Annotated in this window: 20 protein-coding genes; 15 read left to right on the top strand and 5 right to left on the bottom strand. The window is 71.5% G+C overall.

Annotated elements, in window-relative coordinates; genetic code table 11:
* Nucleotides 1-420, bottom strand: a 420-nt coding sequence (locus M0R80_24235; GenBank protein ID MCK9462742.1) for a hypothetical protein, incomplete at its 3' end; no start/stop codon positions are given.
* A 128-nt stretch (nt 421-548) separates the two neighbouring features.
* Between M0R80_24235 and M0R80_24230 the strand changes: the two genes are divergently transcribed.
* From M0R80_24230 to M0R80_24215, 4 genes are all read left to right on the top strand, one after another.
* Complete coding sequence (locus tag M0R80_24230; protein MCK9462741.1) at nt 549-1,313, top strand: SUMF1/EgtB/PvdO family nonheme iron enzyme; 765 nt, start codon at nt 549-551, stop codon at nt 1,311-1,313.
* Nucleotides 1,314-1,334: 21 nt separating this feature from the next.
* Nucleotides 1,335-1,796: a hypothetical protein gene (locus tag M0R80_24225; protein ID MCK9462740.1), complete on the top strand. Its 462-nt coding sequence runs from the start codon at nt 1,335-1,337 to the stop codon at nt 1,794-1,796.
* 58 nt (nt 1,797-1,854) lie between these two features.
* The gene (gene amrB / locus M0R80_24220) at nt 1,855-2,661 is read left to right on the top strand and encodes an AmmeMemoRadiSam system protein B (protein MCK9462739.1); all 807 of its coding nucleotides are present in this window, start codon (nt 1,855-1,857) and stop codon (nt 2,659-2,661) included.
* A 156-nt stretch (nt 2,662-2,817) separates the two neighbouring features.
* Complete coding sequence (locus M0R80_24215; GenBank protein MCK9462738.1) at nt 2,818-3,222, top strand: hypothetical protein; 405 nt, start codon at nt 2,818-2,820, stop codon at nt 3,220-3,222.
* Between the two features lie 45 nt (nt 3,223-3,267).
* Here the strand turns inward: M0R80_24215 and M0R80_24210 are convergent, their stop codons facing one another.
* The 3 genes from M0R80_24210 to M0R80_24200 all read right to left on the bottom strand — a co-directional run bounded on the left by M0R80_24210 (nt 3,268) and on the right by M0R80_24200 (nt 5,857).
* The gene (locus tag M0R80_24210) at nt 3,268-4,848 is read right to left on the bottom strand and encodes a hypothetical protein (GenBank protein ID MCK9462737.1); all 1,581 of its coding nucleotides are present in this window, start codon (nt 4,846-4,848) and stop codon (nt 3,268-3,270) included.
* A gap of 43 nt (nt 4,849-4,891) precedes the next feature.
* Entirely contained in the window at nt 4,892-5,299 is a 408-nt protein-coding gene (locus M0R80_24205) for a hypothetical protein (GenBank protein ID MCK9462736.1), read from the bottom strand.
* Between the two features lie 177 nt (nt 5,300-5,476).
* A complete protein-coding gene (locus M0R80_24200) occupies nt 5,477-5,857 on the bottom strand; it encodes a hypothetical protein (GenBank protein ID MCK9462735.1) in 381 nt (126 codons plus the stop codon).
* Between the two features lie 107 nt (nt 5,858-5,964).
* Between M0R80_24200 and M0R80_24195 the strand changes: the two genes are divergently transcribed.
* Both M0R80_24195 and M0R80_24190 read left to right on the top strand, forming a co-directional pair.
* Complete coding sequence (locus tag M0R80_24195; protein MCK9462734.1) at nt 5,965-7,182, top strand: DUF4105 domain-containing protein; 1,218 nt, start codon at nt 5,965-5,967, stop codon at nt 7,180-7,182.
* A complete protein-coding gene (locus M0R80_24190; protein ID MCK9462733.1) occupies nt 7,179-8,750 on the top strand; it encodes a protein kinase in 1,572 nt (523 codons plus the stop codon). The genes M0R80_24195 and M0R80_24190 overlap by 4 nt, the downstream gene beginning before the upstream one ends.
* 16 nt (nt 8,751-8,766) lie before the next feature.
* Here the strand turns inward: M0R80_24190 and M0R80_24185 are convergent, their stop codons facing one another.
* A complete protein-coding gene (locus M0R80_24185; protein MCK9462732.1) occupies nt 8,767-10,107 on the bottom strand; it encodes a S41 family peptidase in 1,341 nt (446 codons plus the stop codon).
* 89 nt (nt 10,108-10,196) lie between these two features.
* On the opposite strand from M0R80_24185, the gene M0R80_24180 reads away from it, so the two are divergent.
* From M0R80_24180 to M0R80_24140, 9 genes are all read left to right on the top strand, one after another.
* Nucleotides 10,197-11,348, top strand: a complete 1,152-nt coding sequence (locus M0R80_24180; protein MCK9462731.1) for a HAMP domain-containing histidine kinase — start codon at nt 10,197-10,199, stop codon at nt 11,346-11,348.
* Nucleotides 11,345-12,898 carry a HAMP domain-containing histidine kinase gene (locus M0R80_24175; GenBank protein MCK9462730.1) on the top strand — a complete coding sequence of 518 codons (1,554 nt, stop codon included), beginning with the start codon at nt 11,345-11,347 and terminating at the stop codon, nt 12,896-12,898. Before M0R80_24180 ends, M0R80_24175 begins: the two co-directional genes overlap by 4 nt.
* A 9-nt stretch (nt 12,899-12,907) precedes the next feature.
* A complete protein-coding gene (locus M0R80_24170) occupies nt 12,908-13,879 on the top strand; it encodes an AAA family ATPase (protein ID MCK9462729.1) in 972 nt (323 codons plus the stop codon).
* Nucleotides 13,876-14,961: a DUF58 domain-containing protein gene (locus tag M0R80_24165; GenBank protein MCK9462728.1), complete on the top strand. Its 1,086-nt coding sequence runs from the start codon at nt 13,876-13,878 to the stop codon at nt 14,959-14,961. The genes M0R80_24170 and M0R80_24165 overlap by 4 nt, the downstream gene beginning before the upstream one ends.
* A complete protein-coding gene (locus M0R80_24160) occupies nt 14,958-17,063 on the top strand; it encodes a DUF3488 and transglutaminase-like domain-containing protein (GenBank protein ID MCK9462727.1) in 2,106 nt (701 codons plus the stop codon). Before M0R80_24165 ends, M0R80_24160 begins: the two co-directional genes overlap by 4 nt.
* A gap of 258 nt (nt 17,064-17,321) precedes the next feature.
* Nucleotides 17,322-18,257, top strand: coding sequence for an SDR family oxidoreductase (locus M0R80_24155; GenBank protein ID MCK9462726.1), 936 nt, complete (start codon nt 17,322-17,324; stop codon nt 18,255-18,257).
* A gap of 49 nt (nt 18,258-18,306) precedes the next feature.
* Nucleotides 18,307-19,452: a DUF4143 domain-containing protein gene (locus tag M0R80_24150; protein MCK9462725.1), complete on the top strand. Its 1,146-nt coding sequence runs from the start codon at nt 18,307-18,309 to the stop codon at nt 19,450-19,452.
* Entirely contained in the window at nt 19,452-20,558 is a 1,107-nt protein-coding gene (locus tag M0R80_24145; GenBank protein MCK9462724.1) for a DegT/DnrJ/EryC1/StrS family aminotransferase, read from the top strand. The genes M0R80_24150 and M0R80_24145 overlap by 1 nt, the downstream gene beginning before the upstream one ends.
* On the top strand, nt 20,555-21,206 hold a 652-nt coding region (locus M0R80_24140), incomplete at its 3' end, for a GDP-L-fucose synthase (protein ID MCK9462723.1). The genes M0R80_24145 and M0R80_24140, both read left to right, overlap by 4 nt.

Raw genomic sequence — 21,206 nt, 5'->3', positions numbered from 1 at the left:
ATGACCACTCGACAGGTGCACAACGTGGTCAACCGATGGTCGGAGAAAGACGCTCGGCTCACCCGCTGGCGCGCCGAGCTGGACGTAGAAGAAGTAAGTGAATAGTGAACACTCTTGACCCCATTTCCCTTCCGACAGGGCCGGCTCTCCGAAAATCTCCTGCGCTACACGCATCCGGACGTCCTGGTCGTGGACGAGGTGGGCTACCTGACATACGGCACCGACGCGGCGAACATGCTCTTCCACGTCGTCAACGAACGCCACCTGCGGCGCCGCGCGATGATCTTCACGACCAACAAGTCGCCCGATTCCTGGGGCGGTGTCCTCCACGACGAGGACCTCGCTCAGGCCATCGTCGACCGCGTCCTCGAGCGAGGCCGCCTGCTCAAGCTCGACGGCCCGTCCATCCGAACCCTCCATCTCGGGCTTGACGGACAGGACGCTTCGGCAGCAAATTTACCGGACAGAATTTCCGGAATCCCCCCGGCACAATTTCCGGAACCCACAACGAGATCACGCAGCGGCAGTGGAAGGCACTCGGCTTCACCGTGCCGCACAACGCGCCTGCGTGCGACGACTGTCCGGTGACCGTGATCGATCAATTCGAGGCGATGGCCTGGTGCAACGCGCTCTCGCGCTTCGAGGGGCTGGAGCAGTGCTACGACCTCTCGCGCTGCACGGGGACCATCGGCAGCGGCTGCGCCGATCTCTGGGACGGATCCTGCGTCGTCGCCGACGGCGTGACCTCGGGACCGACGGTGCCCCCGGGTAACTACTACTGCGAGGGACCGGTCCGCACGCACGCGTCGATGTACGACTGCGCCGGCTACCGCCTGCCGACCGGTCCCGAGTGGGAGTACGCCGCAAAGGCCGGCACGACGACGAACACCTACGCGGGCGACGTCACGAGCCAGGAGGGCGGCTGCGTCGAGGAACCGGTGCTCGGAGGCATCGCGTGGTACTGCTTCAACTCCGACGCCCGCACCCACGAGGTCGGCCTGAAGCAGCCCAACCCGTTCGGCCTGTACGACATGCTCGGCAACGCCTGGGAATGGGTGGACTATGTGTTTACCGGCTTCTCGCTCGACGCGAACGAAGACAAGTGGGATCAGGCGCTGGTCGATCCGATGGGGACGACCGAGGACGACGACGAACGGCGCGGCCTAAATGGGGGCAACTACGACTGGTGGGGGTGTTTGGCCAGGGCGTCGCACCAGTTCGAATCGAGCGGATATGCGCGCCAGGCGACCTTCGGATTCCGGCCAGCGCGCACGATCGCGGAAGGTTCCAGCGCTGGCGGTCGAGCGAAGTAGGGCATGAAGGGAGGTGGCACGATGACGAGATCATGCTGTGCGATCATTTGCGCGATGTCGATAGGCGTCGTCCAGGGCGCGTGCGGTGACGACGGCTCGGGAGCCTCGGACGCCGACTCCGACACCGACGCGGACACGGACACGGACACGGACGGCGACACGGACACCGATACCGACACGGATTCGGATTCGGACTCCGACTCCGATTGGGACGCCGGCGCGGACGCGGGCTGCGAGGCCGACCCGCACTACGTGGCCTGCGACGGCGTGCCGACGACCTGCGAGGACATCGGACCCGACCTGGAGACGCAGCAGTTCGGCTGCTGCGACGGCATTTTCTTGTACCTGTGCGGAGAGGAAGGGTACCTCGCCTCCACGAACTGCGAGGATTGGGGTTACACCGGCTGCTGCTACAACATCGCGAACGAATACATGGACTGCTGCAGCGTCGATCCCGAGAGCGGCTTGCAGACCTGCGCCTAGCTCGCCGACGCCCCGCCCGCCGCTTGCCGATCCTCGCCGGGCGCCGTATTGTCTCCCCATGTCGATCCGGGAAGCCGCCGTGGCCGGGTTCTTCTACCCCGGCGAGAGGGCCTCGCTGCTCGCCGAGGTGGACGCGTGTCTCGTCGCGCCCGCGGGAGGCCCGCGCGAGGCGATCGCGGCGGTGATGCCGCACGCGGGGTACGTGTACTCCGGGAAGACCGCCGGCGCGGTCGCGGCCTCGGTGCTGGTCCCGGATCGGATCCTCGCGATCGGCCCGAAGCACACGCGCCACGGCGTGCGGGCCGCGGTGGCCAAGGCCTCCGCGTGGCGGTTCCCGTTCGGCGACGTGCCGATCGACAGGGAGCTCGCGGACGCGCTCGCCGGGAGACCGATCTTCGAGCTCGACGACGACGCGCACCGCGAGGAGCACTCGATCGAGGTCGTGGTGCCGTTCCTCTGGCGCCGCAACCCCAACCTCCGGCTCACGCCGGTCGCGCTCGGGTGGATCAACCTCGAGATGCTCCACGAGATCGGCGAGTCGATCGCGGCGGTGATCGCGGCGGTGGCCGGCCCGGTGCTGATCGTCGCGTCGACGGACATGTCGCACCAGATCCCGATTGAGGAGGCGAAGCGGCTCGACCGGCTCGCGACCGATCGCGTCCTCGCCCTCGATCCGGAGGGCCTCTTCCGCACGGTCGCGGATCACGACATCAGCATGTGCGGCGTGATCCCGGTGACCGCGGCGCTGTTCGCGGCCAAGGCGCTCGGCGCGGTGTCCGCCGAGCTCATCCGGTACACCACCTCGGCCGAGGCGAGCGGCGACACGCGCCGCGTCGTCGGCTACGCCGGGATCGTGATCGAGTGACCTACCCCCTCGGTCCCCCTTCCGAAACGGAAGGGGGAGGCATCTCGCAGATCTATTCGGGCGCACCCCTTCCCGTGTCGGGAAGGGGCCAGGGGATGGGTCTCGTCATGGTTCCCGCTTGTTGTGCCTATCGTCGCACAGGGCTAGAGTGACCCCATGACGTGGATCTACAGCTGCACGGGGTGCGGAAGCGTCGTCAACCCGGGCGGGCAGATGGTCGTGCTCGTCGGCCTCTTCGGCGGCGCGCAGATGCTGCTCGGCTTCTCCCCCGAGCCCGGAGACTACACGCTCTACCTGCCGCCGGGCGCGGAGCTCGAGCACGGCGACACGTGGACGTTCCACTGTCCGGTGTGCCACGGGAGCCTCGTGTCCGAGCTCAACGAGAACCTGTGCGCGCTCGACCTCGACGACGACGGCGTCAAGAAGCGCGTGCTGTTCTCGCGGATCGCGGGCGAGCACGCCACGTTCGTCATCTCGGGCGAGACCGAGGCGATCGCCCACGGCGACGACGCGGACGAGTACGAGGACACCATCACGATGGAGATCGAGAAGGTCCGGTAGCGGTCAGCGCGCGCGGATCGCGCGGCGCAGGGCGTTCTCTTCATCTCAGATTCCGCCGTCGACGCCGCCGTCCGGCTCCACACCGCCGTCCGGCTCGAGGCACTCCGTGTCGCCGAGGCCTTCGATGTCGACCTCGCCGTCGAAACCGTTCTCGACGATATGATCCGTGAACTCCTCGATCTCGCAGTACTCGATCGGGTTGTACTTGATGAAGATGTAATCGCCGTCGACCGCGTTCAGGCCGCTGAGCCCGTCCAAGCTCGCGAGCGACCCGTTCTCAGCAAGAACGAGATCGTCGCCGATCGCCGTGACCGATTCCAGGCCGTGGAGCGACGGCAGGGCTGGGTTGTTGTCGATCCGTAGGCCATAGCCGAACGAGGCCACACCGGCGAGCGCCGCGATCGACGCGAGCAAGGGGTTCCCATACAGGTAGACACCCCCGACCGTTTCCAGACCGTCGAGCCCCTGGAGGCTCGTGAGTGCGTCGTTCGAATGGAGGTTGATCAGCCCGCCCACGTTCTCGATCCAGCCGAGGTCGGTCAGATCGCTCAGGTACAGGTTGCCGTTCAGGATGACACTCCCCGCGACTGTCCCGCTCGGCGGGGGGACGGCCGCGATCGGTTCCGGCGTCGGCATCGACGTGCCCACCGACAGGTGGCCGCCCACGGCGTCGAGCGATCCCAGAAACGCGAGATCCTCGAGGCCCAGGTTCAGGAGCGCGAGGTCACCGCCCACGGTCGCGAGGTTCGGGAACGCGGTGGCGGACTCGATCGGCGTATCGGGCTCCTCGCCCGGGTTCTCGCTCCATGGCGTACCGTTCACGACGACGTGCTGCCCCACTGTGGTCAGGACGTCGAACCCACCGAGCCTCGCGAGCCGGCCGTTCCGCTCGATGCGAAGCGAGCCGGTGATCGCCGTCAGGGCTGAAAACCCATCGATCTCCACGAGGCTGGCGTTGTCCGTGATTCCCACGTCCCCGGACACGACCTCGAGGGCGACGAGCCCTGCCAGGGAGTCGAGCTCGCCGTTGGCGTCGATATAGACACCACCAACGGCATCGAGATGGTCGAGCGCCGGCAAGCTCTCGAGCGACGAGTTGACCGAGACGCTGAGCGCGCCCGTGAGGAACCGCAGCTCGGTCAGCCCGTCCAGGGAAACGAGCGCCGGGTTCTGGTATAGGGCGAGACAACCGCCGACCGCCACGAGCCCGCCGAGCCCGGTGAGATCTCGGAGCGCGTCGTTGTCGTAAATCTCGATATTTCCCTCTACTTCGAACAGGCCGTTCAAGCCGGCGAGGCTCTCCAGGTGCTCGTTCGTCTCGATCCGCAAGCTGCCGCCAACGGTCTCCACCGCCTCGAGCCCCGTGAGGTCGTCCAGCTCCGTGTACGCAATCGTGAGGTCGCCCTGGATGTAGCGGCAGCCAGCCAGGTGGGAGATGGAGTCCTCGTCGGCGACGATGAAGTCGCCCGGCCAGTATCCTTCGTCGTCACAGGTCACCGGATCGGTGTCCTCGTAGCCCGTGTCCTCCTCGTCGTCGTCGCCGAATAGCCACGGGAAACAGCCGCACGTCGCCGCGGCCGCGAGGACAGCGGCGAGCGGGGCCACTTTGTTGTGATTGATCTTCAAGACATCCTCCCAACGCGGCAAGCAGACGCCGAGGAGCGGTCGATCAATCCTGCTCGACCATCTCGACGATAACGGCCTGGTCGTTGTCGACGTAACTCGTTTCCAAGGTCTGGAACGCGCCGTTCTCGGCGCCGTCGACGTCCTCGAAACGGAGGATCTCGCACGGCGTGTACTCCGACGACCACAGCTCGAACGCGCCGTCATCCGGCTTGGAGTAGGTTTCGTCGTACACGTACTGGCCGTTGTCCTCGGAGATGAGGCAGCTCACCTTGATGTACGGGATCCCGCTGCCGGTGAGCGCGGAGAGCACGCGGCCCGCGATGCTCTTCTCCGGATCCTGGCCGGCATCCCAATCCCCGTAGTTTCCCGGCGCGCCGTAGCACGCGGCGATGAACACCGGGATCGCGGTGGTCAGGAGCCACAAGAAAGGCTTTGCCAGACGTTTCAGCATGGGTCCTCCCTGGATGAGCGGGATTGTAGCAATCCGCGTGCCGACGCGTCCGAGGAAATCGTCCGGCCCGCGGATCCCGAGAGCCCGCGCGCTCGGCGGTCGAGCGCCCTCGGCGAAAAGAGCCGCGCGAAGCGACGCCGAACACGACATTTGTGTCAGGGGGCGCGGGCCCGAGTTCTATTCGACCAGCTCGGCCGTGACGTCCTCGCCGGTGTCGACGTAGTCCATCTCCAGCGTCTGGAACGCGCCGTTCTCGGCGCCGTCGACGTCCTCGAACAGGAGCGTCTCGCACGGCGAGTACTCGGACGTCCAGAGCAGAAACTCGCCGTCGGCGCCCTCGGAGTACGCCTGATCGTACACCTCGGGGCCTTCCGCGCCCGGCACCATGCAGCTCACCCGGATGCCGGAGATCCCCGATCCGGTGAGCGCCGAGAGCACGCGCCCGGCGACGCTCTTCTCCGCCTCCCCGCCCTCCATCGGCGCGCCGTAGCACGCGGCGATGAACACGGGGATCGCGCTCGTCAGGAGCCACAGGAAAGGTTTCGCCAGGAGCCTCATGTCGCCACCTCCGGGGTTCTGCGCCGATTCTACCGCGTCGCGGGGCGCCCTGCCAGGCGGTCGCCCCCGGGCTACACGCGGCGCCCGATTCGGCGTAGGATGCGCCCATGCCCAGAGCGTTCAGCGGCGTGGCCGCGGGCCTGTCGATCCTCCTGTGCGCGGCGGCGCTCTTCGCGGCGCCGGCGGAGGGCGGGCGCTACAAGGTCCACGTGCTGACGGTCGGCCAGGGCGACGCGCTGTTCTCGCGGTTCGGCCACATCGGCGTCGTCGTCGACGATCGCGCGCAGAGGACGCGCAAGGTCTACAACTTCGGCACGTTCGACTTCGACGACCCGGCGCTGCGGATCAGGTACGCCCGCGGCGACCTGATCTACTGGCTGTCGGTCGCGTCGTACCGCGGCATCCTGTCGTTCTACCAGTACGACAACCGGGAGGTTCAGCTCCGCACGCTCGCCCTCACGCCCGAGCAGGCGGCCGACGTCGCGGCGCGGCTCGAGAAGAACGCGCGGCCCGAGAACCGAAACTACAAGTACCGCCACTACCTCGACAACTGCTGCACGCGGATCCGCGACCTCATCGACGGCGCCACGGGCGGCGCGATCCGGCGGGGGCGCGACGCGGCGCCGACCGGCCGGACCTACCGCGACTGGACGCGGCGCGCGCTCGAGGGGATGCCGATCTACAGCGCGGTGATCCTGTACTCGCTCGGCCCGGCGATCGACAGGCCGATCACGCGGTGGGACGAGCAGTTCCTGCCTTCCGTGCTCTCCGAGGATCTCGACGCGACGCGCCTCCCCGACGGCCGGCCGCTCGTCGAGAGCTCCCGCGTCCTGATGAAGCGCCGCGGCCCGGCCGTGGGCGCCGAGATCGAGACGCTGGACGTCGTCGTGCTCGGCATCGTCGGCGTGGTGCTCGCGTTCGGGCTCGTCGTGCCGCTTTTCGTGCGGCGGCGCGGCTTAGCGAACCGCGCGCTCGGCGTCGGCCTCGCGTCCTACGGGCTCGTCGCGGGGCTCGGCGGCCTGATGCTCGTCCTGTACTGGGTCGCCACGACGCACACCGACACGCACTACAACGAGAACCTGCTCGTGACCCCGATCACGCACCTCCTCCTGCTCGGCCCGGGGCTCAAGCTGCTCTTCACCGGGCGGCTCGGCGCGCGGACCTGGCGCCTCCTCGAGCTGTACGCCGCGGCCGCGCTCGGCGTCGTGTTCCTCGATCTCGCGCTGAAGCTCGGGCCGTTCATCCAGGACAACACCGGGGTCGTCGCGTTCGCGGCCTTCGCCGACGCGGCGCTGCTCACCGGCCTGAGGCGCTGCCGCCGATGAGCGAGACGTTCGGCAACTACGAGCTGATCGAGAAGGTCGCGGTCGGCGGCATGGCCGAGATCTTCCGCGCGGTCTCCGTCCACGGCCAGGGCGTGCAGAAGGCCGTGTGCATCAAGCGGATCCACCCGGCGCTGTCGTCCGACGGCGTGTTCGTCGCCATGTTCATCGAGGAGGCGCGCCTCGGCGTGTCGATGGTCCACGGCAACATCGTGCCAGTGTTCGACTTCGGCTACGTGGACGGCCACTACTACCTCGCGATGGAGTGGGTCGACGGGCTCGACCTCGCGACGCTCTGCGGCCGGGCGCGCATCGTCGGGATCGACTGGCCGCCCGAGCTCGCGATGCACGTCGTCGTCGAGGTGCTCGAGGGGCTCGCCTACGCGCACCAGAAGCGGGACGACCAGGGCCGGCCGCTCGAGCTCGTCCACAGGGATGTCAGCCCGTCGAACATCCTCGTGTCGCTCGACGGCCAGGTGAAGCTGCTCGACTTCGGCATCGCGCGGTCCGAGGCGCGGGAGTGGAAGACGAGCACCGGCGTCGTCAAGGGCAAGCCGGGCTACATGAGCCCGGAGCAGGCCTGCGGCGGGGAGGTCGACGCGCGCGCCGACGTCTGGTCGTGCGGGGCCGTCCTCTACGAGCTCCTGTCCGGCGTCCGGCTGCGCGACGGGCGCCGCCCGCTCGCCGATCCGGTGCTCGACGCGATCGTCCGGCGCGCCATCGACGCGATCCCGAAGAACCGTTACGGCTCGGCGCGGGAGCTCCAAGCGGAGCTGACGGCCGTGCTCGACGCCCGGAGGAACCAGCCGCGCGCGCGGGATCTCGCCGCGTTCATCGACCGCGTGCGCAGCGCCGCGGCGACCGGGACGAACTGGGACATGAAGTCGTCCGCCGTCGAGCAGCACCTCGCGGCCGCGCTCGAGGCGGCGAACCGCGACGCGGCCGATCCGCCGACCCGGAACGACGATCAACCGGCGACCGTGCGGCTCGCGGAGGACGAGGTCGCGGAGGACGAGCTGGCGTCGGCGCGGACCGTCCTCGTCGACGCGGGCGCGCGGCCGAAGCCCCGCCTCCGGCCGTGGATCCTCGGGCTGGCGGCGCTCGCCGCGCTCGCGGTCGCAGCCGGCGCCTGGCTCTTGCTCTTTGCCCCGGACGATCCCAGCGCGACGACCGTGACCGCGACCCCTCCGCCCGCCGTGCCCGCGGTCGCGGACGCCGGCGCCCGCGCGGTCCCGACGCCTCCCGCACCGGACGGGGGCGCTCTCGACGACGCCGGACCGCGTCCGCCCGAGGCGACGCCCGACGAGCCGCCGCGCCCCAAGGGCGATCGCGCCCGGACCGCGCCCGCCGTGCCCCGCAAGGCGCTGCTCAGCGTCAACTCGTCGCCGTGGTCCAACATCGTGCTCGACGGCCGCGAGATCGGCGCGACCCCCATCCCGATCGACAAGCCGCGGCAGATCCCGCCCGGCCGGCACGTCCTCGTGCTCACGAACCCGGTCTCCGGCGCCACCCGGACCGTCGTGTTCACGGTCGCGGCGGGGGATCACAAGATCGTCTCCGAGAAGCTCTAGCTCCGGCCGACGCGGCTCACGGGAGCGCCACGGCCGTCCGGGCCGCGGCGACGAGATCGTCCATGGCGGCGCCCCGGCTCAGCTCGAGCACTTGGATCGCGAGGTCGACGACCCCGAGACGTTCGGTCGCGACGTGCGGCTTCACGCCGTCCGCGGTCGACGTCTTCTCCGGGCCGTAGAGGCGCGTCGACGTGACCTGGATCGCGGAGCCGTCCTGGAACGGCGCGAGCGTCTCCAGGGTGTCGACGCCGCCGGTGGCGCGGCCGATGAGGATCGCCCGGCCGTGCGCGCGCAGGGCAGACGCGAGCACCTCGGCGAGCCCGCTCGTCCCGCCGTTGATCGCCACCGCGATCGGCACGTCCGTGCGCTCCCCCGGCGAGCCCGCGACCGCGTCCCAGGTGCGGCGCCCCAGCTCCTCGCGCATCTCCTTGGCGCCTATCGACCCGGCGCCGAGCAGCAGATCCGCGAGCGCGACCATCTCCTCCTCGCCGCCGCCCGCGGCGTCCCGCAGGTCGATGACGAGGCCGAAGCACGAGCCCCCGAGCTCCCGCCGCACCGCGGCCGCGAGGCCGGGCCCGAACGTGCGGACGCGGATCAGGCCGATGTCGCCGAACCTGTCGATCGAGAACGGCGCGAAGCTCCAGGGCTTGTAGACCAGGCTCACGTCCTCGGCGCCGCCCTTGCGCTGCACCGTGAGGCGCACCTTGCCGCCGTCCGCGCCCCAGATGGCCGCGAGCGCCATCGGCCTCTTGTAGGTCGTCACGCCCTGCCCGTTGACGCGCGTGATCCGCTCTCCGTGGACGAGCCCGGCGTCCCAGGCCGGGGAGCCCTCGTGCACGGCGGCGATGACGAGCGCGTCCTTCTCGGGAACGACGCTCAGGCCGAAGCCGACGAACGACGCCGGGATCGACGCGATCTTCCGGTACACGGCCGGCAGGAGGTAGAAGCTCGACGGATCGCCGAGCGCCTCGGCCATGGCGTCCAGGACGTACCGCTCGAAGCCCACCTTGTCGAAAGCGGCGCCCCCGCGCAGGCTCGCCGCGGCGAGCGCCGACTCGAGCAGCGCGCGCCACTGCCGCGCCGCCTCCGGGCCGGTGGCGGCGGCGTTCGGCTTCGGCAGGCCGGGCCCCTTGCAGCCGGGCCCCGAGAGATCCGCGCCGCAGACGCGCAGCGCGCCGGCCTTGAGCAGCGCGCCCTCGGGCGGCGGCGCCAGCGCCTTGGACTCGAGGAAGCGCAGCGCCTGCTCCACGAGGGGCATCGTGACGTCGACCCCCTCGCTCCCCTGCGCGCGCGCGCTCCAGGGAGCGACGACGAGCGTCGCCGCGAGCACCCACCCCATGCATCTCATGACTCCCATCTCTCCCATCCCGGTCCTCACTATATCCCATTCGCCTCATCCCCTGTCCCTCCTCTCCCATCGGCACTCGTGATATGCTGCGAGCCTCGATGGGCGCGATCGAACACCACCCCTCGTCGATCCCGGGCACGCCGCCCCCCCCCGAGCGCCTGCCGCCCGTCGCGTGCCGCGCCGTGTGGGCGTCGCTGGGCGTCGCCGCGATCGTCGCCGCGATCGGCATCGGCACCGCGGCGGTGCGGTCGCACGCCCTGACGGTGCAGGGCTTCTCCGCGCTCGCGCTCGAGCTCCTTCCCCTCGTCGCGCTCGTCCTCCTCGCCGCCGGCCTCATCGGCCTCGCCGCGGGAGTGGCGGTCGCCGCGGAGATCCGGGGGATCACGGCGACGGCCCGCGGGTCGATGCGGCGGAGGCCGCGCGGCACGGCGGCGACCCCGCAGAGCCGGATCGCGGAGCTTTGCGCGGTGGGCCAGGCTCTTGTGCGCCTCGATCACAGGTTCGCGGGCGAGATGGCGCTCTACGAGGACGCGCTCGCCGAGGTCGAGACCCTGGACGGCCGGCGCACCGATCTGCTGTCCGCGGTCGCCGGGGAGCTCTACGGCCCGCTCGATCGCGTGGTCTCGCTCTCCTCGGATCTCCAGTCCGGCGGCGCCGGGCCGATCGACGAGGCGAAGGCCGAGGACGCGCGCATCGTCCGCAACGCCGCCGTGCGGCTGCGCGAGATGGTGAACGAGATCCTCGATCTCTCGTCGCTCATCTCGCGGGACGTGGCGCTCGAGCTGGAGATCCTCGATCTCGCGGAGATCGCGCGGGAGGTCGTCGAGACGGGCCGCGGGCAGATCGGCGGGAAGAAGCTCACGCTCAAGCTCGACGCCCCAAAGGAGCCGGTCCGGGTCGCCGGTCACCGCCAGCGGCTGTGGCAGATCGTCATGAACCTGGTCACGAACGCGATCAAGTTCACCGATATCGGGAGCGTCGTCGTCAAGGTCTACCCGCACGCGGGCGGCGGCAAGCTCGAGGTCGTGGACACGGGCGTCGGCATCGCGTCGCCCGACCAGGCGAGCGTGTTCGACACCTTCAAGCAGATCAGCATGAAGCCGGGGCGCGCCCGCGGCGCCGGGCTCGGGCTCGCGATCTGCAAGCGCCTCGTGGAGCTCCACCACGGCCGGATCGTCGTCAGCTCGATCGTCGGGCAGGGCACGCGTTTCACGGTGACGCTGCCGGCACCGAAGGAGGGCGCGCGGTGACAGGGCGGCCGACAGCGCGGATCGGGCTCGGCGTGCCCGCGGCGCTCGCCGCGACCGGGGCCGCGATCCCGCTCGCGTGGAACGGCCTCCCCAAGGACCGAGACGTCGCGCTCGTCGGAGGCGCCCTCGCGCTCTCGGCGGCGATCTCCGTCGCGGCCGCCGCCCTCGTGCGGCAAAGGCTCTACGCCCGGCTGGCGCGCGGCGAGGGGAGACCCGGCGCGGCGCTCGGGCGCTTTCCGGCGGCGTTCACGGCGGCGGTGACCCTCTCGGCGACGATCGCGGCGTTCGCGGCGCTCACCGCGGCCGCGCACCTCGCGGGGCTCGAGCCCGCGGCGTGGGCGAAGAGCTACGGGCTGTCGGCCGCGTTCGTCGCGCTCGCGCTCCTCGTGCCGCTCCACCTCTGGGCGCGCGCCGGCGCGGACGGCGTCGCCGCGGAGATCGGCGCGGGCGGCCCCGGGGATCGCCCCGCGCGGCGGTCGGCCGTCGCGGCGTTCGAGTGGCTCGCCGCGAGCGCGGCGGTCGTCGTCGTGCCGATCTCGGATCGCGGGGCGCACCTCGCCGGCAACTCGGCGGAGGGGGCCCTGCCGGCCGCAGTGCAGCTCGCCGTCGCGCTCGCGATCGCCGCGATCGCTTCCGCGCTCGTCGCAGCGCTCGCGCGCCGCTGGATCGCGCCTCGGATCGCCGCGGTGGACGGGGTGCCGGGGGCGACGCTCTCCCTGCCCGCCTCCGGCCTCGCTGTCGAGCTCGATCGCGAGATCTCGCAGCTCGGCGAGCAGTACGCGGCGGCGCTGAAGTCGCAGGGGGCTCTCATCGAGGCGCGCCGGAGGACGCGGGAGCAGAAGGCGAAGGTCTTCGCGAGCATGAGCCACGATCTGCGGGGGCCGCTCAACTCCATCGTCGGGTTCTCGGATCTCCTGCTCAAGGGGATCGACGGCGCGCTGTCCGACAGGCAACGGGACACGGTGATCTCCATCTCGCGCGAGGCGGAGCGGCTGCTCGTGCTCACCGGCGACATCCTCGACACCGCGAAGCTCGACGCCGGCCGGTTCGAGCTCGAGCGCGTGTGGGTGCCGACCAACGAGCTCCTGGCCGCGTGCGAGGACGCGGCCTCGCGGTTCGTCGCGCCGAGGGGGATCTCGTTTTGCAGCGGGCGCGCGCCCGGCCTGCCGCCCTTGTTCGTCGACAAGGAGCGGTTCGTCGGCGTGATGGTGGGCCTCATCTCCCGCGCCGCGGACGCGATGGACGGCGGCTCGCTCCTCCTCGCGGTGCGCGAGGTCTCGAGCATGGAGGAGGGCCGCGACTACGCCCTCTTCTCGCTGGTCGACGAGCAGGGGCGGGCGGATCCCGCGTGGCGCACGCGCGCCTTCGACGTGTTCGCCTCGTTCGAGGGCCACGCGCTGCCGGGCGACACCGGCGGCCTCGCGCTCGGGCTCACGCTCGCGGAGCGCATCCTCAGGCTGCACGGCGGCGAGCTGGCGGTCGGCGCCGTCGCGGACGAACCGTTGTTCACGATCGCCCTCCCGTTGGACCGCACCGACATCGAAGGTTAGAGTGTCAGGATGGAAGACGCGCGCGAACGAACGGACGGAACGGATGCGGCGGCAGCGGCCGCGAAGCGGATCGCCTCGGCGATCGAGCTCGCCCTGCTCGGGCAGCGGCGGGCGATCGAGCTCGCGGTGTGCACGTACGTCGCGGGCGGCCACCTGCTCATCGAGGACGTGCCCGGCGTGGGCAAGACCACCCTCGCGCGGGCCCTCGCGCGCGCGTCGGGCGGCGAGTTCCGGCGCATCCAGTTCACCTCCGACATGCTGCCCGCGGACATCACCGGCGTCGCGGTGTGGAACCCGTCGGCCGGCGAGTTCCAGTTCAAGGCGGGCCCGGTGTTCGGCAACGTGATCCTCGCGGACGAGATCAACCGCGCGCCGGCGAAGACCCAGTCCGCGCTGCTCGAGGCGATGAGCGAGCGGCAGATCTCGGTCGACGGGGCGCCGCGCCCGCTGCCGGCGCCGTTCATCGTGATCGCGACGGAGAACGCGGACGAGCACTACGGCACGTACCCGCTCCCGGAGTCGCAGCTCGACAGGTTCATGATGCGCATCTCGCTCGGCTACCCCGAGGGCGGGGTGGAGCGGCGGGTGGTGTCCCGGCCCACGCTCTCGGATCCGATCGACGCGATCTCCCCCGTGGCGTCGCCGGAGGCGCTCCTCGCGATCGGCGCCGCCGTGGACGCCGTGCGGTTCGACGAGGCCGTGCTCGACTACCTCATGGCGATCGTGTCCCGGACGCGCGGCTCGGCGCTCCTCGCGCTCGGGACGAGCCCGCGCGGCGGCATGGCGCTGCACCGCGCGGCGCGGGCCCGCGCGCTCCTCCAGGGCCGATCGTACTGCCTCGCCGACGACGTGAAGGCGCTCGCCGAGCCCGTGCTGTGCCACCGCGTGATCCCGGCGGCCGGGGGCCTCGGCCGCGAGGCGCGGGCCGCGGCGGCGCTCGCGATCCGGGAGATCATCGACTCCGTGGAGATCCCGCTTTGACCGTCGCGGGGCGCGGGAAGCGCCGCAAGCGCTGGCGGCACGTCTTCCCGCGCGGGCTCTCGTTCACGCGCGAGGGCCGCGTCTACGTGATCGTGACGCTCGGCGTGGGCTTCGCCGCGGTGAACACCGGGAACAACCTCCTCTACCTCGTGCTCGGCATGATGCTCGGCCTGATCGTGATCAGCGGGGTGCTGTCCGAGATCGCCCTGCGCGGCGTGTCCGTCCGCAGGCTCCTCGCCCGCCGCGCCGAGGAGGGGGTCGTGTTCCCGGTCGAGCTCACGCTCAGGAACGAGAAGCGCCGCGCGGCGTCGTTCTCGGTCGAGCTGCGGGACGAGATCGACGGCACGCCGTTCCAGCGCCGCCGCTTCCTCCTCCGGGTCGGCCCGGCGGAGGAGCGCTCGATCGCGTACCGGTGCGAGCTCCACCGCCGCGGCCCGGCGGTCTTCGACGGGATCATCGTGTCCACGCGGTTCCCGTTCGGGCTGTTCGAGAAGACGCGGTACTTCAAGCTCGAGGACGAGGCTCTCGTTCACCCCGGGCGGATCGACGTCGCGACGCCCCGCCTCCCGCAGGCGTCGCAGGAGGGGGCGGGCGCGATCGAGCGGCGCGGGCTCGGGCAGGAGTTCCGGGAGCTGCGCGCGATGGCGCCGGGCGACGATCCGCGCCGGATCGACTGGCGATCGACGGCCCGGCTCGGCGGGGAGCCGCTGATCCGCGAGACCGATCGCGAGGTGCGCGGGGCCGTGGAGATCGCGCTCGACGCCGCGCCTGCCGCCGACACGCCCGCCGCGCGCGAAGAGGTGGAGCAGCGCATCCGCGCCGCCGGGACCTTCGCCCGCGATCTCGCGGGCCGCGGGTTCGCCGTCTCGCTCGTCACGTCGGGCCGGGGCGAGGGGGCCGGCGGCGCCGCGGACGTCTCGATCCTCCTCGACAGGCTGGCACGCCTCGATCCGCGCGCGCTCTCGGCCGCGCCGCCGCCCGTCGCCTCGGCGCCCGGGGCGATCCTGATAGGTCCCCGCGCCGCGGCGCTCGGCCCCTCGGTCCGCGCAGCCGTCCCGATGGCGCGCGAGGCGCCGGCATGAGGTTCTCCCTCGCCCAGAAGGTGACGACCTACCTGCTCGCCGCCGCCTCCGTGCTGCCCACGGCGCTCTCGGGCGAGGTCGGGGCGTTCTCCGTCGTCGCGCTCGCCGCGCTCGCCGCGATCGGCTTTCCGCTCGAGCCGCCGCGCATCGACGCGCCGCGCTACCGCAGGGTGATCCTCGCGATCGTCCTCGCCCTCCTCGCGATCCAGATCGCCCGGGCCGTCCTCGGCGTGCCGATCGCGCGGGCCGCGCTCGAGTACGCCCTCCTCCTCCTCGGGCTGAAGCTCTGCAGCCGCAGCCGGTTCGGCGACTACCAGCAGATCGTGGCGCTCTCGTTCCTGAACATCATCGGCGCGACGGTCACGACGTTCGACCTCGCGTACGCCGGCGCGTTCGTCGCGTTCGTCGTGCTCGTCCCGATCGCGCTCTCCATGGCGCACCTGCGCGGCGAGATGGAGCGGCGGTTCCGGCACGACGACACGCCCGAGGGCAGGCACGCCCTCGACCGGCTCCTGGCGTCGCGGCGGGTCGTGTCGCCCGGGTTCGTGCTCGGGATAGGCGCCCTGTCCATCCCGGTGCTCGCGATCACGATCGCCCTGTTCCTCGGCTTCCCGCGCCTCGGCCTCGGCTTCTTCGGCCGCATCTCGGGGCCGCCCTCGCTCGCGGGGATGACCGGCGAGGTGCGGATCGGCGATCTCGACCGGGGCCGGGACGAGGAGACGATCGTCGCGCGGATCGAGCCCGCCTTCGCGCCGCCCGATGGCGGGTGGCCGTCCGTGCTGCCGCTCAAGCTGCGCGGCGCGGTGTTCGACACGTACGACGGCGACACCTGGAAGCGCCGGGACGGGATCGCGTGGCGCCCGCTGGCGCACCGCGGCTACGACTTCCGGCTCGCGGCGGGCGCGGCGGGGCGCGAGGGCGGGGAGGCGTACGACGTGCTGCTCGAGTCGCTCGATCCGCCGTACCTCTTCGTCCCGGTCGGCACCGGCCTCGTCCGCACGGAGCCCGTCGCGCGCCAGGGCCGGTTCGAGGTGCGCGCGCTCGAGGCGAGCGACGCGGGGATGATCCGCTACCTGGACGAGGCGAGGGTCGGGATCCGCTACCGCGCCTTCGTGACCGGCGCGCCTCCCTTCGGCGGCGGGGCGGACGACCCGTCGTACGCGGCGCTGCCGAGCGGGAGCGAGCGGCTCGCGGCGCTCGCGCGGGAGGTCGGCCGCGGCGCAGGCGAAGCGGAGCGCGCCGCGCGGATCCGGGCGTGGCTCGTGCGCGATCACGCCTACGGCTTCCCGGGGCCGGAGCCCGCGGGCGGCCGGACGGAGCCGATCTCGAGGTTCCTCTTCTCGACGCGACGCGGCACGTGCGAGCACTTCGCGACCTCGGCCGCGCTCATGCTGCGCGCCGTCGGGATCCGGAGCCGGTTCGTCACCGGCTTCGGCAGCGCGGACTTCAACCGGATCGGGGGCTACTACGCGGTCCGCGCGAGCTCGGCGCACGCCTGGGTCGAGGCGTTCGTCGACGGCGCGTGGAGGACGCTCGAGGCGACGCCGCCCGCGCCGCCCGGGCTCCGCCGACCCGCGCCGTCCTCGCTGGCGCTCGCCCTGGACGCGGCGCGCATGCGCTGGCTCAAGTACGTCGTCGGGTTCGACATCAACACGCAGGTGGAGCTCGCGCGCTGGCTGGCCGGGGGCGACGGACGCCGCGACCCGCTCGACGACTGGAGCGTGCCCTGGCGCGCCGTCCTCGCCTTCCTCGCCGCGATCGTCGTCCTCGCCGCGCTCTACCGGCTGCTGCGGCTGCGGCGGGGCCCGATCCTGGGCGCCCCGGCGCGCGCGCGGCGGCGGCGGGACGAGATCGCGGCGGCGGCGCTCTACCTCGCCCTCGAAAGGCGGCTCGACGCGCTCGGCTTCGCCCGGCCTTCCTGCACGACGCCGCTCGAGCACCTCGACGCGCTCCCGGCCGACCTCGGCGGCCCGGCGGGGAGCGCCCGCCGCGTCACCGCCCGCTACAACGACGTGCGGTTCGGCGGCGGCTCGTTCGCGCCCGCCGAGCGCGAGGAGCTCCTGCTCGCGGTGAAGGCGATCCGCCGCCGCGGTCCCGGCTAGCCGGTTTCGGGCACTCCACCCGCGGGAACGAGTCCCGCGGCCAGGATACTCCTCCGCTGCAAGCAGCTTCGGAGTAAGCCCGGAGGGCTTGCCGGTGGTCCATGATGGATCATGAAAGCGTGCAGGCATCCTTGCCGCGGCCCTCGTGGCCGCGGTAGGCGGACGAGGAGGATCACATGGAAAAGTTAGGTTCTTCCGGTGTCCCTAGCCTCGGTTTTCTTTGGTCGGCCCGCCGCGGTTGTGCTACCAGAAATTGCCTTGTCGAAATTCGTCATCACGGGCGCCGCGGGCTTCATCGGCTCGAACCTCGCGCGCGCGATCGCCGGGCGCGGGCACGCGGTCGTCGGGATCGACAACCTCCTGACCGGCAAGCGGGAGAACCTCGCCGGGATCGGGGGCGACTTCGCCTTCGTCGAGGGCGACGTGCGCGATCCCGCGGCGTTACGGCGCGCCTTCGAGGGCGCGGACTACGTGCTCCACCACGCGGCGCTCGCGTCCGTGCCCTGGTCCGTGGCCGAGCCGGCGCTCGCGCACGACCACAACGTCACGGGCACGCTGAACGCGCTCGTCGCGGCTCGGGACGCCGGGGCGAGGCGGTTCGTGCTCGCCTCGACCTCGGCCGTGTACGGGGACGAGGCGATCGTCCCGAGCCGCGAGGATCACCCGCTGCGCCCGGCGTCGCCGTACGCGGCGACCAAGCTCATGGGCGAAACGTACGCGGCGCTCTTCCACCGCGCGTACGGGCTCCCGACGGTCATGCTGCGCTACTTCAACGTCTTCGGGCCGCGGCAGGATCCGAAGAGCGCGTACGCCGCGGCGATCCCGATCTTCGCGCGCAAGGCGCTCGCGGGCGAGGCGCCCGTCATCTACGGCGACGGCGGGCAGACGCGCGACTTCGTGCACGTCGACGACGTGATCGCGGCGAACCTGCTCGCGTGCGAGGCCGGCCCCGAGGCCATGGGCGAGGCGTTCAACATCGGCGGCGGCGCGAGCGTGACGATCAACGAATTGTGCCGCGAGATCGTCGCGCTCGTCGGCGCGGCGGTCGAGCCCGTGCACGCGCCCGAGCGGCCGGGCGAGGTGCGCCACAGCCGGGCCGACATCGGCAAGGCGCGGCGGGTGCTCGGCTTCGCGCCGGCGATCGACGTCGCGGCGGGGCTGAAGAAGGTCATCGACTGGTACGCGAAGCGGTGAGCGACAGTTTGTGAGTTGATACTTTATTTTATCATGATAAAGTAAAACAATGTTTTCGCGCACTCTACACCTGCCGGCGGCCGGGACCGAGACGTTCTTCCTCTGGGGGCCGCGCCAGACGGGCAAGACGACGCTCCTGCACCAGGCCTATCCTGACGCCCTGTACGTGGATCTCCTGAAGGCGGACGCGTTCCGCCGCTACACGCAGCACCCCGAGCTCCTGCGCGAGGAGCTCCTCGCCGGCGGCGCGCGGTTCGCCGTGATCGACGAGGTGCAGAAGGTGCCGGCGCTGCTCGACGAGGTGCACTGGCTGCACGAGAATGCGGGTATCCGCTTTGGCCTCTGCGGCTCGAGCGCCCGCAAGGTCAAGCGCGGGCAGGCGAACCTCCTCGGCGGCCGCGCCGTCCGCTACGAGCTGTTCGGCCTCTGCGCCGGGGATCTCGGCGCCGACTGGGATCTCGATCGCGCCCTGAACAACGGCTACCTGCCGCGCATCTACCTCGCGGACGCGCCGCGGCGTCTGCTCGCGGGCTACGTCGGCGACTACCTCAAGGAGGAGATCGCGGCCGAGGGTCTCGTCCGCAACCTGCCGGCGTTCGCCGAGTTCCTCGAGGTGGCGGCGCTCTCCGATGCGCAGATGGTGAACGCGGCGAGCGTCGCCCGCGAGTGCGGCGTGTCGGCGCCGACGGTCAAGGCGTACTTCGACATCCTCGTCGACACCCTCGTCTGCTCGTGGCTGCCGGCCTACCGCAAGCGGCCGAAGCGGCGCGTCATCGCCGCGCCGAAGCTTTACTTCGCCGACGTCGGCGTCGTGAACCAGCTCGCCCGGCGCGGCGCCGTCACCCGCGGCTCGGAGCTGTACGGCAAGGCGTTCGAGAACTGGTGTCACCACGAGCTGCGGGCCTACGCCGCGTACACCGAGCGCCCGCAGCGCCTCTCGTACTGGCGGCTGCCGAGCGGCGCGGAGGTCGACTTCGTCGTCGGTGACATGGAGCTGGCGATCGAGGCCAAGGCTTCGCCGCGGATCACGGCCGATCACCTGCGCGGGCTGCGCACGGTGGTGGATGATCACCCCGCGGTCCGGCGCCGAATCGTCGTCTCCCTGGAGCCGCGCAACCGGCAGCTCGACGACGGCATCGAGATCCTCTCCGAGGCGTCGTTCCGGCGGATGCTGTGGAACGGCGATCTGTTCTGATGATCCCGATGCTCGATCTCGCGCGCCTGCACGCGCCGCTCGCCGCGGAGCTCGAGCGCGCGTTCCGTGAGACGCTCGAGAGCGGGCGGTTCATCGGCGGCCCGGCGGTAGAGCGTTTCGAAGAGGAGCTCGCGGCGCACGTGGGCGCGCGGTTCGCCGTCGGCACGAGCTCGGGCACGGACGCGCTCCTCGCGGCGCTCATGGCGCTCGGCGTCTCGCCCGGCGACGAGGTGATCACGACGCCGTTCTCGTTCTTCGCGACGGCCGGGTGCATCGCCCGCCTCGGCGCGCGCCCCGTCTTCGCCGACCTCGAGCCCGGCGGCTTCCACGTCGATCCCTCGCGCATCGAAGAGCGGATCACCTCTCGCACGGTCGGCGTCCTCCCGGCGCACCTGTTCGGAGCGTGCGCGGCGGCAGGCGAGATCCGGGCGATCTCGGAGAGGCGCGGCCTGTGGCTGCTCGAGGACGCGGCCCAGGCGATCGGCGCCACGCGGGACGGCAGGGCCGCCGGGACGTTCGGCGCCGCGGGCGCGCTCTCCTTCTTCCCGGCGAAGAACCTCGGCGCGCTCGGGGACGCGGGCGCGGTCGTGACGGACGATCCGGGGCTCGCCGCGCGGATCCGGCTCCTGCGCGAGCACGGCGCGGCGCAGAGGAACCGCCACGAGGCGAAGGGCGGCAACTTCCGGCTCGACGCCCTGCAGGCCGCGCTCCTCTCGGTCAAGCTGCCCCACCTCCCGCGGTGGGAGGAGGGTCGCAGGGGCGTGGCGCGGTTCTACTCCGAGGAGCTGCGCGGGCTCGGCGATCTCGTCCTGCCGGCCGAGCGCCCGGGCGATCGCCACGTCTTCAACCAGTACGTCGTGCGCACGTCGCGCCGCGACGCGCTCGCCGCCGCGCTCGAGGCGGACGGGATCGGCTGCGCCCTGTACTACCCGACGCCGCTGCACCTGCAGCCGTGCTTCGAGCGCCTCGGGGTGCGGCCCGGCGAGCTCGAGAACGCCGAGCGCGCGTGCCGCGAGGCGATCGCCTTGCCGATCGACCCGCTTCTGGCGGAAGATGAGCGGGCGGCCGTCGTCCGCGCCGTGCGCCGCGCCATGGAGAAGAGATGAAACCCACCTCGAAGATCTACGTCGCCGGCAACCGCGGGCTCGTGGGCTCCGCGATCGAGCGCCGGCTCCGCGCCGGCGGCTTCGTGCAGCTCGTGACGAGCGACGTCGACGACTTCGACCTCACGGATCCGCGCGCGACGGACGCCTTCTTCGCCCGCGAGAGGCCCGCGTTCGTCTTCCTCGCGGCCGCGAAGGTCGGCGGCATCCAGGCGAACGACGCGTTCCCGGCAGACTTCATCCGCGTGAACCTGCAGATCCAGACGAACGTGCTCGACGCGGCGCAGAGGCACGGCGTCGAGAAGCTGCTCTTCCTCGGCAGCTCGTGCATCTACCCCAAGCTCGCGCCGCAGCCTCTGAAGGAGGAGTATCTCCTCACCGGCCCGCTCGAGCCGACGAACGACGCGTACGCGATCGCCAAGATCGCGGGCATCATCATGTGCCAGAGCTACAACCGGCAGCACGGCACGCGGTTCATCGCGGCGATGCCCACCAACCTCTACGGCCCCGGCGACAACTTCGACCTCGAGTCGAGCCACGTGCTGCCAGCGATGATCCGCAAGTTCCACGAGGCGAAGGTCGGCGGGCGGCCGTCGGTCGAGCTGTGGGGCACCGGCGCGCCGCGCCGCGAGTTCCTGTACGTCGAGGATC

It is taken from the genome of Pseudomonadota bacterium (genome assembly GCA_023229365.1).
Lineage (GTDB): Bacteria > Myxococcota_A > Polyangia > JAAYKL01 > JAAYKL01 > JALNZK01.
The sequence above is the reverse complement of the archived record's forward strand: the minus strand, read 5'-3'. Positions and strand labels throughout refer to the sequence as shown.

What these genes read in the sequence shown, in the direction of transcription:
- M0R80_24225 (MCK9462740.1), top strand. Translation starts at nt 1,335, where the DNA reads ATGACGAGATCATGCTGTGCGATCATTTGCGCGATGTCGATAGGCGTC.
- amrB (MCK9462739.1), top strand. Translation starts at nt 1,855, where the DNA reads ATGTCGATCCGGGAAGCCGCCGTGGCCGGGTTCTTCTACCCCGGCGAG.
- M0R80_24215 (MCK9462738.1), top strand. Translation starts at nt 2,818, where the DNA reads ATGACGTGGATCTACAGCTGCACGGGGTGCGGAAGCGTCGTCAACCCG.
- M0R80_24205 (MCK9462736.1), bottom strand. Translation starts at nt 5,299, where the DNA reads ATGCTGAAACGTCTGGCAAAGCCTTTCTTGTGGCTCCTGACCACCGCG.
- M0R80_24200 (MCK9462735.1), bottom strand. Translation starts at nt 5,857, where the DNA reads ATGAGGCTCCTGGCGAAACCTTTCCTGTGGCTCCTGACGAGCGCGATC.
- M0R80_24195 (MCK9462734.1), top strand. Translation starts at nt 5,965, where the DNA reads ATGCCCAGAGCGTTCAGCGGCGTGGCCGCGGGCCTGTCGATCCTCCTG.
- M0R80_24190 (MCK9462733.1), top strand. Translation starts at nt 7,179, where the DNA reads ATGAGCGAGACGTTCGGCAACTACGAGCTGATCGAGAAGGTCGCGGTC.
- M0R80_24185 (MCK9462732.1), bottom strand. Translation starts at nt 10,107, where the DNA reads ATGGGAGTCATGAGATGCATGGGGTGGGTGCTCGCGGCGACGCTCGTC.
- M0R80_24180 (MCK9462731.1), top strand. Translation starts at nt 10,197, where the DNA reads ATGGGCGCGATCGAACACCACCCCTCGTCGATCCCGGGCACGCCGCCC.
- M0R80_24170 (MCK9462729.1), top strand. Translation starts at nt 12,908, where the DNA reads ATGGAAGACGCGCGCGAACGAACGGACGGAACGGATGCGGCGGCAGCG.
- M0R80_24160 (MCK9462727.1), top strand. Translation starts at nt 14,958, where the DNA reads ATGAGGTTCTCCCTCGCCCAGAAGGTGACGACCTACCTGCTCGCCGCC.
- M0R80_24150 (MCK9462725.1), top strand. Translation starts at nt 18,307, where the DNA reads ATGTTTTCGCGCACTCTACACCTGCCGGCGGCCGGGACCGAGACGTTC.
- M0R80_24145 (MCK9462724.1), top strand. Translation starts at nt 19,452, where the DNA reads ATGATCCCGATGCTCGATCTCGCGCGCCTGCACGCGCCGCTCGCCGCG.